Annotated in this window: 17 protein-coding genes; 4 read left to right on the forward strand and 13 right to left on the reverse strand. The window is 72.3% G+C overall.

The window, feature by feature from the left end; genetic code table 11:
• Window positions 1-195: 195 nt before the first annotated feature.
• The 8 genes from AC067J_RS24310 to AC067J_RS24345 form a co-directional block, all read right to left on the reverse strand.
• Window positions 196-1,185 (reverse strand): aldo/keto reductase, encoded by a 990-nt coding sequence (locus AC067J_RS24310; RefSeq protein WP_478302453.1) that lies wholly within the window; start codon window positions 1,183-1,185, stop codon window positions 196-198.
• Between the two features lie 482 nt (window positions 1,186-1,667).
• Complete coding sequence (locus AC067J_RS24315) at window positions 1,668-2,252, reverse strand: carbohydrate binding domain-containing protein (RefSeq protein WP_478302455.1); 585 nt, start codon at window positions 2,250-2,252, stop codon at window positions 1,668-1,670.
• A gap of 56 nt (window positions 2,253-2,308) precedes the next feature.
• Window positions 2,309-2,947 carry a carbohydrate binding domain-containing protein gene (locus AC067J_RS24320; RefSeq protein WP_478302457.1) on the reverse strand — a complete coding sequence of 213 codons (639 nt, stop codon included), beginning with the start codon at window positions 2,945-2,947 and terminating at the stop codon, window positions 2,309-2,311.
• Between the two features lie 590 nt (window positions 2,948-3,537).
• Entirely contained in the window at window positions 3,538-3,879 is a 342-nt protein-coding gene (locus AC067J_RS24325; RefSeq protein WP_478302459.1) for a VOC family protein, read from the reverse strand.
• A gap of 446 nt (window positions 3,880-4,325) precedes the next feature.
• The gene (locus AC067J_RS24330) at window positions 4,326-4,526 is read right to left on the reverse strand and encodes a hypothetical protein (protein WP_478302461.1); all 201 of its coding nucleotides are present in this window, start codon (window positions 4,524-4,526) and stop codon (window positions 4,326-4,328) included.
• A 45-nt stretch (window positions 4,527-4,571) separates the two neighbouring features.
• Complete coding sequence (locus AC067J_RS24335) at window positions 4,572-5,414, reverse strand: alpha/beta fold hydrolase (protein WP_478302462.1); 843 nt, start codon at window positions 5,412-5,414, stop codon at window positions 4,572-4,574.
• The gene (locus AC067J_RS24340; protein ID WP_478302464.1) at window positions 5,411-6,061 is read right to left on the reverse strand and encodes a dihydrofolate reductase family protein; all 651 of its coding nucleotides are present in this window, start codon (window positions 6,059-6,061) and stop codon (window positions 5,411-5,413) included. Before AC067J_RS24340 ends, AC067J_RS24335 begins: the two co-directional genes overlap by 4 nt.
• A 306-nt stretch (window positions 6,062-6,367) precedes the next feature.
• Window positions 6,368-6,766: a hypothetical protein gene (locus tag AC067J_RS24345; RefSeq protein WP_478302466.1), complete on the reverse strand. Its 399-nt coding sequence runs from the start codon at window positions 6,764-6,766 to the stop codon at window positions 6,368-6,370.
• A gap of 391 nt (window positions 6,767-7,157) precedes the next feature.
• Between AC067J_RS24345 and AC067J_RS24350 the strand changes: the two genes are divergently transcribed.
• A complete protein-coding gene (locus tag AC067J_RS24350) occupies window positions 7,158-7,814 on the forward strand; it encodes a maleylpyruvate isomerase N-terminal domain-containing protein (protein WP_478302468.1) in 657 nt (218 codons plus the stop codon).
• Between the two features lie 213 nt (window positions 7,815-8,027).
• On the opposite strand, the gene AC067J_RS24355 is transcribed toward AC067J_RS24350, so the two are convergent.
• Window positions 8,028-8,615, reverse strand: a complete 588-nt coding sequence (locus tag AC067J_RS24355; RefSeq protein WP_478302470.1) for a hypothetical protein — start codon at window positions 8,613-8,615, stop codon at window positions 8,028-8,030.
• A gap of 169 nt (window positions 8,616-8,784) precedes the next feature.
• On the opposite strand from AC067J_RS24355, the gene AC067J_RS24360 reads away from it, so the two are divergent.
• Window positions 8,785-9,723, forward strand: a complete 939-nt coding sequence (locus AC067J_RS24360; RefSeq protein ID WP_478302472.1) for a MerR family transcriptional regulator — start codon at window positions 8,785-8,787, stop codon at window positions 9,721-9,723.
• A gap of 644 nt (window positions 9,724-10,367) precedes the next feature.
• Window positions 10,368-10,715, forward strand: a complete 348-nt coding sequence (locus AC067J_RS24365) for a DoxX family protein (RefSeq protein ID WP_478302474.1) — start codon at window positions 10,368-10,370, stop codon at window positions 10,713-10,715.
• A 585-nt stretch (window positions 10,716-11,300) separates the two neighbouring features.
• Here AC067J_RS24365 and AC067J_RS24370 read toward each other — a convergent pair.
• From AC067J_RS24370 to AC067J_RS24385, 4 genes are all read right to left on the reverse strand, one after another.
• Window positions 11,301-11,729: a hypothetical protein gene (locus AC067J_RS24370; protein ID WP_478302476.1), complete on the reverse strand. Its 429-nt coding sequence runs from the start codon at window positions 11,727-11,729 to the stop codon at window positions 11,301-11,303.
• Between the two features lie 599 nt (window positions 11,730-12,328).
• A complete protein-coding gene (locus AC067J_RS24375; protein WP_478302478.1) occupies window positions 12,329-12,871 on the reverse strand; it encodes a hypothetical protein in 543 nt (180 codons plus the stop codon).
• Window positions 12,864-13,511, reverse strand: coding sequence for a hypothetical protein (locus tag AC067J_RS24380; RefSeq protein WP_478302480.1), 648 nt, complete (start codon window positions 13,509-13,511; stop codon window positions 12,864-12,866). The genes AC067J_RS24375 and AC067J_RS24380 overlap by 8 nt, the downstream gene beginning before the upstream one ends.
• Window positions 13,512-13,762: 251 nt before the next feature.
• On the reverse strand, window positions 13,763-14,140 hold the full coding sequence (locus tag AC067J_RS24385; RefSeq protein ID WP_478302482.1) for a DUF6463 family protein: 378 nt from the start codon (window positions 14,138-14,140) through the stop codon (window positions 13,763-13,765).
• Window positions 14,141-14,197: 57 nt separating this feature from the next.
• On the opposite strand from AC067J_RS24385, the gene AC067J_RS24390 reads away from it, so the two are divergent.
• Complete coding sequence (locus AC067J_RS24390; protein WP_478302483.1) at window positions 14,198-14,779, forward strand: TetR/AcrR family transcriptional regulator; 582 nt, start codon at window positions 14,198-14,200, stop codon at window positions 14,777-14,779.
• The last annotated feature ends 255 nt before the right edge of the window (window positions 14,780-15,034 follow it).

The raw sequence follows: 15,034 nt of genomic DNA on the forward strand, positions 1-15,034 counted from the left end.
CCGTAGGTGCGCCCAGGGCGGCGGCGGGCCGGGCGCAGCCTCCGATGCCCACCGAGGATCACTTCCCTTCTCGTCCGGTCGCAGCTCGGGTGCCCCCGATCACTCCGGTGCCCCCGATCAGGGAAGTGACACGGCCCGCGGTGATCTCCTCGTCCCCCGGGAAGCCCGGGCTGAGTCGGGCCTGCCGTCGGAAGCTCAGCGGTTCACCGTCCGCATCCCGTCCTCGTCGTAGCGCTCGCCCGCTGCCCCGGGCAGCTCGGCGTCGATGCGGGCCAGGTCCTCGTCGGTCAGCTCGACGTCGACCGCGCCCGCGTTCTGCTCCAGGTAGGTTCGGCGCTTGGTGCCCGGGATGGGGACGAGGTCCTCGCCACGGGCCAGGACCCAGGCGATGGCCAGCTGGGCCGGGGTGATGTCCTTCTCCGCGGCGATCTCCTTCACCTTCTCGGCGAGTCGGAGGTTGGCGGCCAGGTTGGCCTCGGTGAAGCGCGGGTTGCCGCGGCGGAAGTCGTCCGGGTCGAGCTCGTCGGGGGAGCTGAAGCGGCCCGCGAGGAAGCCGCGGCCGAGAGGGGAGTACGGCACGAAGCCGATTCCGAGTTCCCGGCAGGTGGGGAGCACCTCGGCCTCGACGTCCCGGGTCCAGAGCGAGTACTCGGTCTGGACGGCGGTGACCGGGTGGACGGCGTGGGCGCGGCGGATGGTCTCCGCGCTCGCCTCGCTCAGCCCGATGTGGCGCACCTTGCCCTCGGCGACCAGTTCGCCGAGCGCGCCGACGGTCTCCTCGATGGGCACGGCCGGATCGACCCGGTGCTGGTAGTACAGGTCGATGCGGTCGGTGCGGAGCCGCGCCAGTGAACCGTGGACGGAACTGCGGACGTGCGCGGCCGAGCCGTCCTGGCGGCCCACCGTCGACATGTCGCCCGGGACGGCGCCGTCCATCCGGTGGTTGAACTTGGTGGCGATCACGTACTCGTCGCGGTGTCCCCGGACGGCCTCGCCGACCAGGGACTCGTTGGTGAGCGGGCCGTAGACCTGCGCCGTGTCGAGGAAGGTGATGCCGAGGTCCAGCGCGCGCCGGATGGTCGCGGTGGCCTCGTCCTGGTCGGCCGTGCCGTAGAAGGCGGACATCCCCATGCAGCCGAGGCCGACGGCCGACACCTGGAGGTCTCGCAGACTGCGCTGTTGCATGGGACGTGCCAGCCCTTCGTCTCGTCCTTCCCGCGGCCCGGCGCTCCTTCGGCGCCCCGGTCTCCCGGTGACCGGGCGGGCCCGTGTCCTTCGAGAGGACCTTACGGTGCCGCCGGCGTCCGGTGGCCGACCGGCACGTGGGGCGTGCACCGCCGGTCGGCCGCCGGCCGGACCTGTCGCCCCCTGCGGAACGGTCGGCTCGTCGTCCCGGAGGAGAGCCCTGGCCGTGGGCGAGGCGTACGCCCGGGCCCGCTCACTGCAGGAAGGCCGAGGTGCGGTCGGCCGCCCAGGGTCCGAAACGGCCGCGGTCGCACACCGGTTACTTGCTCGAAGGTCGTGTGCGGTGCGGGTCTGACAGGGAGCGGTCCGCCGTGCCTCTGATCGACTGCGGGGAACGACGGGACCGCCGCCTCCTGTTCCGGGGTGCCGGGCCGACGCCGAAGAACGGGTCGTGGGGGGAGTGCTTCCCCCGGCAGGGGATGCTACGGGCGCGGCATGCAGGTCGGCGCGCCGCTGGGGACGGGGCCGGGAGTGACGGTGGCGCAGGGGTCGGGGTACATCGGCCCGATCAGCGAGATGCGGGTGATCCTGTAGGGGGCCTGCCCGTACCAGCCGTGGAAGTGGACCGTCACCTCGTGGACGTCGCCGACGGCGACCCTGGCGCGCAGGCCGGTCGGGTCGGGCCGGTCGGTGGCCCACAACTGCACCTCGCCGCTGCCGATTCCGGTGCCGGTGACGCGGACGAAGGCGTAGGCGCCGGAGACGTAGGCGGAGAAGTCGTAGGAGGTGCCGGAGACGACCTGGACCTTCTGGGAGCAGCCGGCGTAGTCGTGTCCGCCGGGGCGGCCCTCCACGCCCCGGTCGGTCCGGGCGACCTCGCCCTCGCAGGTCCAGCCCTGGGCGAGGGGGCCCTGGAAGTCGCCGTTCCTGATCCACTCCAGGGGTGCGGGCTGGGCGCCGGCGGATCCGCCGGCGGCGAGGGCGGCCGTGGCGGCCAGGGCGAGGGCGGCGACGACGGGGCCGAGCGGGCCGCCACCGCGGGCGCGGTGGCGTAGGGGTGATCGCATGGGGGTCTCCGGCGCGTGGGCGTGGGCGGGGGCGTGGACGGGGCGGCGGGGAGCGGTCAGGGGATGTAGGTGCGGGAGCAACTGGGGGTCGGTTCCGGGCGGGTGGGGCCGCCGGTCGCGGTCGGCGTCGTGGTGCCGGGCTCTCCGCACGGGCTCGGTGGGATGCCGGGACCGGTGAAGGACACGGTGCGCACGCTGTAGGGGGCCTGTTCGTACCAGCCGTGGAAGTGGACGGTCAGCTCGGTGGTGCGCGGTCCGGTGGTGACCTGCACCGACAGGTCGTTCCAGTCGTCCGTCGTCGACCAGGTGGCGGTGCTGCCCGTCGCCGTGCCGGTGCCGGTGGCGCCGACGAACACGTACGGGCCGCGTACCGAGGCGGAGAGCGTGTAGCGGGAGTCGGGCTGGACCCGGACCTTCTGGGTGCAGCCCGCGTAGCTGTCGGCGGTCGGCCGGCCCGTCATGGAGTGCTCGTGCGGGACGGTGCTGCGCGAGGTGTTCGAGTCGCAGTCCCAGATCCACGGGTACGAGTCGAAGCGCCCGTTGACGATCAGCTCGACGTTGGGCAGAGCGGAGGCCGAGGAGGCCAGCCCGACGGTGGTGCCGGCGAACGCGAGGGCGGCGGCCAGGCCGACGGGCAGTCCGACGGGCCGCCCGCGACGACGGGCCGGGCGGGGCTTGTGGGTGGTTGCACGCATGCCGTCTCCGGGTGGGTGGATGCCGATGGGGCAGCGGTGCGAGGGAGTGGAGGACACGATGGTGGATGCCGCTGCCGCCGTCAATGGGACGTGGACATCGCACAGTTGTCGCCTGCCGACCCCGGCGCTCGTGGAGGGCCGGCGGTCCGGAGCCTGCGGGGTCGAACGTCGTGGTCGCCGGACGCGCCGACCTGTCCCCGCCGGCGACGCGTGCGGCCACGATCCGACGACCGGTCCGCGCCCCATGGACCGTCAGGAGCCGTCGTGCGGGACGCGCCGGCGGGGAATCGCGCCCGGCCGGGCGCGAGCCCAGGCTGTCGGCATGCATCCTCGACGCGGTGAGACCTCGCCCGTCTGCCCGAACCCCTCGACGCGGTGAGCGATCGCGCCGCGCACGTGCTCGCCGGAATCCGGGACCGTCCCGTGGCGTGGGCAGGGCGGCCGGGCGGCCGGTGGCAGGGCGGCCGGGCGCCCTCCGGCCCGGCCGCTGCCTTGGACTCGCCGACCGCCCTTGACCGGTTACCCCGCCCGGGCCGGCCGGGGCGCGCGGTCTCCCGCGCCGTCGGGCGACGGCACGGGCGCAACGCTCGTCAGTGGACGCAGAACTCGTTGCCGGCCGGGTCCTGCAGCACGGTCCAGGTGAGACCCGGGATGCTGTGCTCGCCGACGACGCTCGCACCCAGGGCGACCAGACGCTCCACCTCCCCCGCCAGACCGGTGCCGGGCGCGGCGGCGAAGTCGACGTGTACGCGGTTCTTGCCCCGCCGCTCCTCGGCCACGCGCTGGAAACCCAGTGCCAGCGGCTGGGCACTGACGATGACGAAGTCGCCGTGGTCCTGGGCGATCTCGCCTCCCACCGCAGTGGCCCACCACTGGGCCAGCTCCTGCGGGTCCGCACAATCCACCGTAACCATCACTGCTGTCAGACTCATGATCGTCACCCTAACCACGACCACCGACAATCCCGAGGGCCCCGGGAAGTGCCGTCGGCACGGCGTGCCCCGGCCGGGCACGACGGCGGGACGGCTGACCTGCCGTGGGACGACCAGGTCGCGTGGCTGCTCGCCCCGACCGATGGGGGCTGCCTCCCCTACGTGTCCGTGGAGGACACGACGACGGCAGACCGGCAGGGCGTACTCGACCTGGTCGAGGAACGGAACCGGGTCTTCGAGTACGCCGAGGGCGACGCGGTCCTGTCGCTGCCCCGGGCCGAGGCCGTGCTGTCCCGTTCGGCCGACGCCGAGTGCCCACCGGTGCTCCGGCCGACGCGCCCACCACTGCCATCGCGCGGCACGGCCGTTTCGGCCGCCCGTGGACCGTCATGTGCGCTCGGTGAGGCCGGGTTCCCCGGCCTCACCGAGCTCGCCGACGCCGCGGCTCACTCGTCGTCCTGTTCGACGGGGGTGACGACGGCCTTGCCGCCGAAGAGCGAGGCGCCGCCGCCCCCACCGCCGCCCCCGCGGACGTGGTCGTCGTGGGCGGTGAAGGCGCTGCCGCCGCCGGCGCCACTGCCGTCGCGCCGGTCGGTGGTGTCGGTGCCGCGCCCGCCATCCGCCATCCGCCATCCGCTATCCGCCATCCGCCATCCGCCATCCGCCATCCGCCATCCGCTATCCGCCATCCGCTATCCGAGCATGAGCATCGCCTCGGCGACCTCGCCGACCGCCGAGCCGGGGATCGCGGTAGCCGCCTCGTCGAGGACGAGCAGCCGTGCCCCGGGGATCTCGCGCGCGATCGCCTCGCCGTTGCCGACGGGGAAGAAGCGGTTGCGGCGGCCGTGGACGACGAGCGTGGGGACCTCGATCCCGGGCAGGCGCTCGCGCCAGCGGGGTGTGCAGTCCAGCCTGGAGAACACCGTGCCCAGCTGGTTGGCCAGCTGGACCGGCGGTGCGGTGGCGGGGGTGCGGTCCCAGATGCGTGCGGCGGTGGCGCGCGCGGCGGCGGGGTCGTCGCCGAGGATTTCGGCGCCGGCGGCGGCGAACTCAGCGACCGCCTCGCGGTCGGTCCAATCGGGCGTCGCGCGGGCGAACAGCCGGCTCATCGTCGCCCGGTCGTGATCGGGGAGGTCGTCGTCGGGCGGGCCGGGGGCGACCGGGCGGGTGCTGACGAGGGTGAGTGCGGAGAACGCGTCGGGATGGTCGAGCACGGCCGTCTGGGCGACCATCCCACCGACGCCGATCCCCGCGAGGTGCGCGGGCGTCCCGCCGAGTACGTCGGCGAGGGCCGCGGCGTCGGCGGCGAGGTCGCGCAGGGTGTAGGCGGGTACCTGCGGATCCGCCGTCGTGGACTCCCCGCTGTCACGCAGGTCGTAGCGCACCACCCGGCGACCGCCGGCGGCGAGGCGCTCGCAGAGCGAGTCGGGCCAGGAGAGCATCGTCGGCCCGCCTGCGAGCAGGACGAGTGGTGCGTCGTGGTCGCCGAACGACTCGACGCCCAGGGCGATCTCACGGGCGTTGACGGTGGTCATCGGATCACCGGGGAGTCGTCGTGCCCGAGACCGCGGTCGGGTGCGCTCATGTCGCCCGTCCCCGGTGTGCCGTCGGCGAGCCCGTAGCGCAGGTGCACGGTGCCCTGCGGCCCGGCCAGCGGCGGTTCGAGGAGGGTGACGTTGGTGGGCACCGCGCCGCCGTCGAACACCTTCTTCCCGACGCCGAGGACGATCGGGTGCACCCAGAGGTCGAGGCGGTCGAAGAGCTTCTCGCGCAGCAGGGTCTGGACGAGGTCCAGGCTCCCGACGACCTTCACGTGCTCGTGCCGGTCGCGGATCCCGCGCACCGCACCGTCCAGGTCCGGGCCGAGCTGCGTGGAGCCGGCCCACGGGAGGTCGGGCGTGCCGCGGGAGGCCACGTACTTCGGGACGCGGTTGAACAGCTCGGCGATCTCGCCGTCCTTCTGGTGCGGCCAGTAGGCGGCGAAGAGGTCGTACGTCCGCCGGCCGAGGAGCAGGGCGTCCGTGCCCTGGTACGCGGCCAGGATCTGCGCTCCGGTGACTTCGTTCAGCAGAGGTACCTGCCAGCCGCCGAACGGGAACCCCACCGGGTCCTCGTCGGGGCCGCCGGGCGCCTGTCCGACGAGGTCGAGGGTCGTGAACAGTTCGATGTGGATGAGGCCCATGTCCGTACTCCCTGCGCGTTGGTCGTCCCGCTGAAGATGTAGACCTGCCGGAGCTGGAAAACTCATCGCCGCGCCGACAATCGGCTTCCGTAGCCGCCGGTTGTCGGTTGTCGGTTGCCGGTTGCTCGGGTCGCTTCAACGCCGAACTCCACCGGAGCGACGACCGGTCCGGCGGTGTCCGCACCTCGGCGGCCGTCACGCTGCGTCCCGGCCGGTGCCGGCGGGGCCCGAGCAGGCGACCGCTGCTGCCCGGGAGGGCGGCCCGCCGACTGCTCGGCGGGCCGCCCTCCCGTCAGGACCGGACGGTCACACGTAGATCTCGTTGGTGCAGTCGGTCCACCACGGCCTCGGGGGAACCCAGCCGAGGTACTTGGTGCCACAGATGCGGATGCTCTTGACCTGCTGGAACTTGTTCGCGGTGGACTTGCCCCGGTCCGCCCGCTGCTCGCCGCGGTCGTGGCCGAAGCTGTCCGTGACGCGGACGCTGCCCGTGTAGTAGGTGCCGTCGCCGGTGTAGATCCAGACCCAGCCGTCCGAGCAGTTGTCCACCTGGACCTGGACGTTGTCGAGCTTGTAGTACTTAGTGCAGCCGGCCGTGGCGGAGGTGCTCGCCGTGGCCGGGGAGGCCGACGCGGCGGTCAGCGCGGCTACGGCGAGGCCGAGGACTCCGGCCGTCTTCGCCAGTTTGCCCGGCATCTTCTTCATGGTGACAACCCTCGTGTTGTGGTTCCGACGTTTCTGCTCTCGGAGCGGCTCCACTGTTTCGTCGCAGTCGGGTGTACGGCATCAGTCATTTGACTGCCCGGATCGTGCGCGTCCGTCTCGGTCCTCGCACCGGTCGTTGCGGGGCGGTCGGAAGCGGCCTTGCTGCCCCGGACCGGCCACCCGGTACGGGCCCTCATCCGGACCGGGCCGCGTCCCGCACTTCTTCACACCGGCCCGGGGCATCCCCGAGGGGCGGCCACCTGCGGCGGGTACACCAGGCTCGCCCGTATCGGTCGGCGCGGCTCGGTCGCGAAGGCGTGACGGGCTGCCCGCTCGTTCCGTCCGGGAGCGGCCCCGGCGTCCCGGGCGCGGGCGGTGGTACGTTGCGGGCGTGGAACTGTTCGGACGGTCGTGGGCGGCGCTGCGGGCTGCGGTCGACGGGCTCGCGGAGGGGGACTTCGCCGAGCCGTCGGGGTGCGCCGGGTGGCTGGTGCGGGACTTGGTGTGCCATCTGGTGATCGACGCCCAGGACGTGCTGATCACCCTGGTGACCCCGTCCGAGGAGGAGCCGACCCGGGACGCGGCGTCGTACTGGCGGCCCACCGCCGAACCGCCGGGCGGGCAGGACCCGTTGGACGCGCTGACCGTACGGCTGGCCGCCGCGTACGGGGATCCGGCGTTGCTGCGCTTCCATCTGGACGACGTGGGCTCGGCGGCGGGCCGGGCCGCCGAACTCGTCGATCCGCGCCTGCGGGTGGCCACCCAGGGAGAGGTGCTGACCGCGGGCGACTACCTGGACGCGTACGTGCTGGAGTGGACGCTGCACCACCTCGACCTGGTCGCCCACCTGCCGCACGTGCCGGGGCCGCCCGCCGACGGACTGGCCGGGGCAAGGGAGTTGCTGGAGCGGATCGCCGGGGGCGCGTTTCCCGCTTCCTTCACGGACGCGGACGCGCTGCTGGTCGGTACCGGACGGCGAGCCGCCACACGGGCTGAGCGGGCGGAACTCGGTGCACTCGGGACGAGGGTGCCGCTGGCCCTCGGGTGAGCCGAACCGTGCGGCGCACGATCGCGTCCGGCCGCGCAGGACCGCGCAGTCGGGTCCTGCGGAGGTATCCGCGCCGCCCGGGTCGGCAGCGTCCTGGACGGACAGCAGGGGACCCTGTGCAGTTCCCCGTCTCCCCGTCTCCCCGTCTCCCCGTCTCCCCGTCCCCCCGTCTCCCCGACGGAGCGCTGCTCCTTGCCGGCGCGTTCCCGGCTGTCAGTTGAAGACGTCCAGGAGATCGGTCCAGGAGCCGGCGTCCGCGGTGCGGCGGGGGCGCATCGGGCGCGGATCCGGGTAGGTCTCCGCTGCGGCCCTCGCGCGGACGATGTCGGGCCCGCCGCACGCCGCGACCGCGAAGGCGCCGAAGACCTCGGCGAACGCGGCCGGGTCGCGGAACTCCACGCCGAACGCCCGGCCGTCCCGCAGCGGCACCCACACCACCCGGTCGAACCGTGTCCATTCCAGTACCGGCTCGCCGTCCGCGGTCGACCGCCCCTCCAGCCACAGCCGCGCCACGTGCAGCAGGTTCACCTTCTCCATCGGCAGCCGCTTGCGCCGCACCCGCAGTTCACGCGTCGTCAGCTCGACGCGCTGGTCCTTCTTCGGGTACCAGACGACACCGACCCCGAACGGCACCCACAGCAGGATCCCGATCATCGGCCAGACCAAGGCGTCGCCCCACGACCGGAGCAGCCCGCCGTCCAGCAGGGACAGGGCGCCGAAGAACAGAGCCCACTTCGCCGTCATCCGCCAGAATCCGCTGCCCTGCCGGTACAGGACCCGTCGCTTCCCCGTCATCGCCATGCCCGTACGTTATCCGTTGCCCTGCAGCTCACCGCGGGTGCCCTTCGCACTTCGGCGGCGGCAGAGGAGGGAAGGCCTTCGGCCGAGGGCCGGCGCTCCGGTGGGGGCGAAGCACAGGGAGAGAGATCGGGCTTGAGCCTCCCGTAGGGGGAGACGAGAGAGTACAGGCATGGACGGCGACACGCTCTTCACGATCGGTGACCTGGCCCGGCGGACCGGGCTGACGGTCAAGACCATCCGTTTCTACTCCGACACCGGGATCGTGCCGCCGACGGACCGCAGCCCGGCCGGCTACCGGCTCTACGGCATCGACGCGCTCGCACGCCTGGACCTGGTGCGCACCTTGCGTGACCTGGGACTCGACCTCGCGCTCATCCGGCAGGTCCTGGACCGGGAGATCTCGGTGCGCGAGGTCGCGGCCGCACACGCCGACGCCCTGGAGGCGCAGATCCGCACCCTCCGACTACGGCGCGCCGTCTTGCGCGCGGTGGCCAAGCGGGGCTCCACCCCCGAGGAAATGGACCTCATGCACAAGCTCGCCAAACTCTCCGACGACGAACGCCGACGCGTGGTCACCGACTTCATCGACGACACCTTCGGCGGGCTCGACGCCAACGCCGACTTCGTCGACATGATGCGCACGGCCATGCCCGAACTGCCGGACGATCCCGAACCCGAACAGGTCCACGCCTGGGTGGAACTCGCCGAACTCACCCGGGACCCCGGCTTCCGCGCCGCCGTGCGCCGCATGGCCGAGTACCAGGCAGCCGAACGCGCCCGGGGCGATGCCACCGGCCTGCACCACGACCTCACCGAGACCGTCCGGGACAGCGTCGGCCGCGCGATCGATGCCGGCATCGCCCCGGCCTCGGCCGACGCCGCAACCGTCATCGACGCCCTGACCGCCCGTTACGCGGAGACCTTCAGCCGCGCTGACGACGCGGACCTGCGCCACTGGCTGCTGACCCGCCTGGAGATCGCCGGCGACCCTCGCGCGGAACGCTACTGGCACCTGCTGGCCGTCATCAACGGATGGCCCGTCCCGCCCGGCCTGGTACCGGTGTTCGCCTGGTTCACGCAGGCCCTGCGCGCCCACACCGGGCAGTAGTCCCGGCCCGGTCCTCGTTGCTTCGATCGAGTCGCGAGGGCCCGGGCCCGGGGGCCCGGAGTGTTCGACCTTCGGGGACTGCCCGCCGCGGGCCCCGCGGCGAGCACTCCCCGAACGGCCGGCCGGTACTCCGACCGGCCGACGGTTCCGGCTTCGCGTCGCCCTCGTGCTGCCAGGTCGGGCCTCGGCCGCTGCGGCCCGGACTCCCGGCGGTCGGCGGGCGTACTGGAGCAGGTTCCGGCTCCGTCCCACCTGCGCGGTCGTCCTGGCCCTGGTCCTCCTCGTCCTGGGGCTGGCGGGTCTACGACGCGGTGTCCTGAGTCCTGAGTCCTGAGTCCTGAGCCCTGAGCCCTGACGGCCGGACCCGGGCAGACTCACCAGGTCAGGCAGGCGGTCGGCGTCAGACACGGCTCGACCGAGGCCGCCGCCGTTCCTGTCAGTGCCTCCGGCGAGGGGGAGGCTGCGGCCGTCACGGCTTCGGCGTGACGGTGGTGCCCGCCGGTCGGCGAAGAGATTTTCCGGCTGGGCTGTCACATCCGGCGGGAACGGGGGGTCAGTGAAGTGTCCGAGCAGGTGCGAGGCAGCGGGCCGGAGCGGTCCGGCTGCTTCGTTCCACACGCCTCACAGGAAACCGGGGTACCGCCATGTCTGTCGCCTACGTCGTCCTCGCCGTTGTCAGCGCCCTGTGGGTCGGGTTCTCCGGTGTGTCGCTGGCGCGGCGCGCGGAGTTCGTGACCCAGCCGCTGGTCGACTACGGGGTGCCGCAGTCGTGGTGGGGCCGGCTCGCGCTGGCCAAGCTCGCCGGCGCCGCCGGTCTGCTGGTCGGTCTCGCGGTTCCCACGATCGGTGACGCTGCCGCTGTCGGACTGATCCTGTACTTCCTGGGCGCCGTGCTGACCTGCGTGCGGGCCCGCTCCTACAAGACCGTGCCCTTCCCCCTCCTCTACCTCGTCCCGGTCGCGATCACCCTGGGCCTGGGCCACGCCGCCTGACCGTGTCCGCACTGCACCCCCCGGAGAACCGCGTCATGAAGGCCGCTCAGCAGGTCCGGGTCGCCTGCGCCGCCGGTGCCGCGATGTGCGGCACCGGCGGCGAAGAACCGGACTCCCAGCGATCAGTAGTACCTTCGACACGGTGCTGACCGACTGGCAAGCTGCGCTCGACGGACAGATCGCCCGCGCGGTTCGGTTCGGTACGGCCACCTCCGCAGCCTCGGATGCGACGGGCCCGCGGGCACCGGCCAGGCCGCTTGGGAAGCCGCCTGCGTCGTCCTCGTTCCGGCTCTGGTCAGCCGTCACCGGCAGTAGCCCAGGACCAGCAGCCACGGCAGCCGCGGCAGCCGCAGCAGTGCGTGGCCGAACGGCTGTTCCGCGATCCGCCGACGCGCGCCCGGAGGTCGGCCTCATGGGAGGCGCCGCCGGCTGGGCGATCCGCAGCGCGAGGTGGCCGACCACGCTGTGGACGAGGCCGGGGCGGTGAAACCGCCCCGGCCTGTCAGGCGCAGGAGCCGGTCAGCCTGGGCCCGTTGGTAGTGCCGGCGCCGCAGTGCAGTGGACACGGACCCCCTCGTCGGAAAGTCAGATCCTGTCCGACAGCCCGTTCACGATCAGCGTCGCCGTGACGGCGATGTTCGGAGGGTTCGGGACCCGGAGCGTGGGCCCGAGGCACGCAACCGTGTTGTTCGGATTGAACGTGGACACTCGGCAGTGGACATCCCCGCCGAAGTTGGTGGACACAGTCCCTTCGATGTTCACGGCCCGAGGCGCGGTGCTCTCCACGACGAGCATGGCTTGAACGTGCGTGCCGGCGGCGTTGAAGACCGCACAGCTCTTGAACTTGATGCGATCGGACGCCCAGTGGAACCTCTCCGCGCACACCTTGTCGACGCCGGACGGCTCGGCCCGCCACGTCGACTCCTTGACCGCGGCGGAAGCCGGACTCGCGGCGAGTGCTCCAAGAGCGACAACGCCCGCGACAGTCGCGAAGAGCTTGCTTGTACGCTGCATTTCATTTCCTCCCATGATGTGGACGGCAAACCCCTGGCGAACTACCCGGGGAGATCTGTGGCGGAATGGATCGTCGAACAGCCTCGGTCGGGCGTCACCGGGGCGCGAGAATCGGTCTCCGTGCGGGCTCGGGTTTCCGGGCTGTCCGCCCTGCGGGCACGTGCGGAGCGATGGGCCGGTGCGGTTCGATGGAATCCCGCACTGCGCTTGGTCGGCTCGCGTCCGCGTCAGCGCGGCCGGATGCCGGATGCCGGATGAGACTTCACCGTATGAGCGGGGTACACGGGCGGAACACAGCCCGGTGCACGCCCTGGCGTTCCGCTCTCCGGCGGTGCCGTCGTCCGACCGGTGACGCGGCTGTTCTCCGTCTGGCGCGCCATGCCCGCCGCACGACGTCGCCTCAAGTGCGGCTGATCCTCGTGCGGCAACGCACCGGGGAGCAGCGGAACTTCGTTGTGGATCGGTCGGATTCGTCGCTGGTGGGCTGTGTGCTCGTGTCGCCGTGTCGCGTCGAGTGTCGGCCGGTGTGTCTGGGCGGGCTGCTCGGTGCCTCCGGGCGCGCGGGCCGCGCACGGGTTCCAGGCCCGCCGGCGGCCGGCTCAGTACCGGCGGCGTCGGCGGTAGTAGGCCACCGTGACCACAGCGAGCAGCGGCCCCCAGGCCAGCAGCGGCAGATAGCAGGCGGTCATCAACCAGTAGCGGCCGCCGTCGGGGGAGCCGATGGCCCCCATGTTCTCCACATCGTTCCAGGTGAGCGCGCCGGTGAACGTGATGAGGGTGACAAGGGCCGCACCGACCGAGGCAGGAATCAGCGCGGCCGTCATGGGGATTCGTCGGCCGCCCAGTCCCGGTACCCAGGAGGGGATTTCCTCGCCCCATCGGTGGACCAAGCCCAGGGTGAGCAAGCCGAGTGTCTCGGCGAGCAGGCTGAGTCCGATCAGGTAGAAGGACCCGGCGCCGGGAAAGTTCCCCGGTTCGAGGAAATCGGTGGTGAAACCGGAGTCCCAGCCCAAGGCGATGGCGATGCGCCACACCCCGGACGGTACCAGCGTCAGTGCGGCGGCGTGTGCCGCCAGCCAGACCGAACGTGGCACTTCCGGTGCGACCTGTGCGGGCGAACCGGCAGTCAGGGTGTCAGCCACGGCCGGTCGCCCCTTCGGGTTGCGCGGGGGTCTTCCTGATGTCGGCGTGGACCACCTTGAAGCGACCCTTTGTCACGGTCGTGAACGGCGCCGGGGCCATGCACGTTCCGGTCCGTGGCCTGACGAGTTGCCCGTTCTCGTCGACGGTCTCGGGGTCGATGTTCACCACGCCCCAGGAGAAGCCCACGCGGTCCGGCTCGCCCGTTTCGCCCTGCTGGACGCTGATGCCGAGCCGGGCGCCGACCTCCTCCACGTTCGACTTCGTCACGACTGCGGTCAGTGTCGCCGTCCTGCGGCTGGTGACCAGGCAGTCCACCTCGGCCTCCGCCCACGCCGAGGTCCCGTCGGGGAAGGTGTGGGAGATCTCCAGGGTGCCCTCGGCGTCCGTGGCCAGTCCGCGGGGGGCCTTGGGGAGCAACGGTCGGGTGAACGGCTTCTGTTCGGCGTGGATGGTGAAGCGGATGTCGTCCTCGATCGACTCGATGTAGGAGATGCGTGCCGCTCCGTGAACGCTCGCGGCCTTCGCCGGCTTCTTGTCGGCGGACGCGGACGCGGACGGGGCTGCGGGAACGGGCCGCGCAGCGGCCGTTCCGGTCAGGACGGCGACGGCGACCGCAGCGCCTAGGGCGATTTTGAGCATGACGAATTCCCTTGTGTCGTTGGTGGTTTGTTGTTGCTGTGGCTCGGACGGTTAAAGCTTCGCCCCTGGTGGTCCGGTGAATCCATATGCCGATCGGCACAAAGATTGAGCCGCTGCCCGGCCGGCGTGTGCCGTTCGGCAGGTGGCCGTGCCGTATCGCGTGCCTGCCCGTTGATCAGCGGGCGCGGGGCGGGGCGAGGCGAGGACGGCACGGGCTCGTCCGGTGACGGGACCGATGGGCGTCCCGGTGCTCAGCCGGCAGCGCGTCGGGCCGAGCGGATCAGCAGCAGCGCAGGGACCAGACCGAGCAGGAGCGGCGTGGGCTGCAGGATCGTCGCCCCCACCAGGCACCACACGGCGAGGCCCCAGCCGACGGACTGCGGTACCGCGATGCCCGTGCGGGCGAGCCGGTCGACGAGGAGGCCGAGCAGCAGGAGCGGAACGGCGAAGCTGCCGACCACGATCCAGAACGCCCCGTTGGCCCCGCCCGGATGCACGAACTCGTCCCGGGGCAGCCCCCAGAGCGCACCGCTGAACCACTCGTCCACGTACTCCGCGTTCTGTACACCCAGGACTGCCAGGTGTCCGACGCCCATCACGACCAGGATGCGACCTGCCCAGAGGTTCATGGCTCCCCCATTACGAGACCGACGGTTTCGAAACTGTTGGTACCGTATCATCTCGGCATGGGACGACCAAGAGACAGCCGGGTGGACGAAGCGATCCTCACCGCCACCCGCGAACTGCTCGCACGCGCCGGATACGCCGGCCTGACCATGGATGCCGTGGCGGAGCGCGCGGGTATCGGAAAGGCGGCCATCTACCGGCGCTACGCGACCAAGCAGGACATGGTCTTCGCCGCCGCGATCCACACCCCGGACCTGCCCGCGTCTCCGGACACGGGCACCCTGGAGGGCGACCTGACCGCCCTCGTCCAGGAGATCGTCGACCATCTGTCGGCGCCGGCCGCCACCAGCGCGGTGCTGGGGCTGCTCGCCGACCTCGGCACCTCGCCCGACCTCGCCGCCCGCTTCCACGAGACCTTCGTCGTCCGTGAGTTGGGAAGCATCCACGGCCTCCTGGAACGGGCCGTCGCCCGCGATGAACTCCACGCGCTTCCCGATGTCGCCCTCGTCCACGCCCTGGTGACCGGCCCGGTCTTCACCACGCTCTACCTCCAGCACCGCACCCCGGACGGACTCGCCGCAGGACTGGGCCGGCTCATCGCCGCCGCACTGATCTCAGGGTCGGCTCCCCGCAGGCCCTGAGGAGCGGCGGGACGAGCGGCGGGAGGTGGGGCGAAGAGGCGCGTCGGAGGATGAGGCGGAGGAAGACGGTCGTCCGGCGTCTGGCGCGCGCACCGGCTCGGCTCGCCAGGGGCCGGACGATCGGCCGAACCGGCGGCGGCCCGGACGGATCCGGCTCGACGGGATCGTCCCGGCCTCACGCGCAGGCCTGACTCGGCCTCTTCGGAAGCCGGATCAGGGGTGCCGCCCGACCGGCTGATCCGCGCCGCCTCCGAG

Source organism: Kitasatospora sp. NPDC042419 (assembly GCF_056437345.1).

What these genes read in the sequence shown, in the direction of transcription:
- AC067J_RS24310 (WP_478302453.1), bottom strand. Translation starts at nt 1,185, where the DNA reads ATGCAACAGCGCAGTCTGCGAGACCTCCAGGTGTCGGCCGTCGGCCTC.
- AC067J_RS24315 (WP_478302455.1), bottom strand. Translation starts at nt 2,252, where the DNA reads ATGCGATCACCCCTACGCCACCGCGCCCGCGGTGGCGGCCCGCTCGGC.
- AC067J_RS24320 (WP_478302457.1), bottom strand. Translation starts at nt 2,947, where the DNA reads ATGCGTGCAACCACCCACAAGCCCCGCCCGGCCCGTCGTCGCGGGCGG.
- AC067J_RS24325 (WP_478302459.1), bottom strand. Translation starts at nt 3,879, where the DNA reads ATGAGTCTGACAGCAGTGATGGTTACGGTGGATTGTGCGGACCCGCAG.
- AC067J_RS24330 (WP_478302461.1), bottom strand. Translation starts at nt 4,526, where the DNA reads ATGGCGGATAGCGGATGGCGGATGGCGGATGGCGGGCGCGGCACCGAC.
- AC067J_RS24335 (WP_478302462.1), bottom strand. Translation starts at nt 5,414, where the DNA reads ATGACCACCGTCAACGCCCGTGAGATCGCCCTGGGCGTCGAGTCGTTC.
- AC067J_RS24340 (WP_478302464.1), bottom strand. Translation starts at nt 6,061, where the DNA reads ATGGGCCTCATCCACATCGAACTGTTCACGACCCTCGACCTCGTCGGA.
- AC067J_RS24345 (WP_478302466.1), bottom strand. Translation starts at nt 6,766, where the DNA reads ATGAAGAAGATGCCGGGCAAACTGGCGAAGACGGCCGGAGTCCTCGGC.
- AC067J_RS24355 (WP_478302470.1), bottom strand. Translation starts at nt 8,615, where the DNA reads ATGGCGATGACGGGGAAGCGACGGGTCCTGTACCGGCAGGGCAGCGGA.
- AC067J_RS24360 (WP_478302472.1), top strand. Translation starts at nt 8,785, where the DNA reads ATGGACGGCGACACGCTCTTCACGATCGGTGACCTGGCCCGGCGGACC.
- AC067J_RS24365 (WP_478302474.1), top strand. Translation starts at nt 10,368, where the DNA reads ATGTCTGTCGCCTACGTCGTCCTCGCCGTTGTCAGCGCCCTGTGGGTC.
- AC067J_RS24370 (WP_478302476.1), bottom strand. Translation starts at nt 11,729, where the DNA reads ATGCAGCGTACAAGCAAGCTCTTCGCGACTGTCGCGGGCGTTGTCGCT.
- AC067J_RS24380 (WP_478302480.1), bottom strand. Translation starts at nt 13,511, where the DNA reads ATGCTCAAAATCGCCCTAGGCGCTGCGGTCGCCGTCGCCGTCCTGACC.
- AC067J_RS24385 (WP_478302482.1), bottom strand. Translation starts at nt 14,140, where the DNA reads ATGAACCTCTGGGCAGGTCGCATCCTGGTCGTGATGGGCGTCGGACAC.
- AC067J_RS24390 (WP_478302483.1), top strand. Translation starts at nt 14,198, where the DNA reads ATGGGACGACCAAGAGACAGCCGGGTGGACGAAGCGATCCTCACCGCC.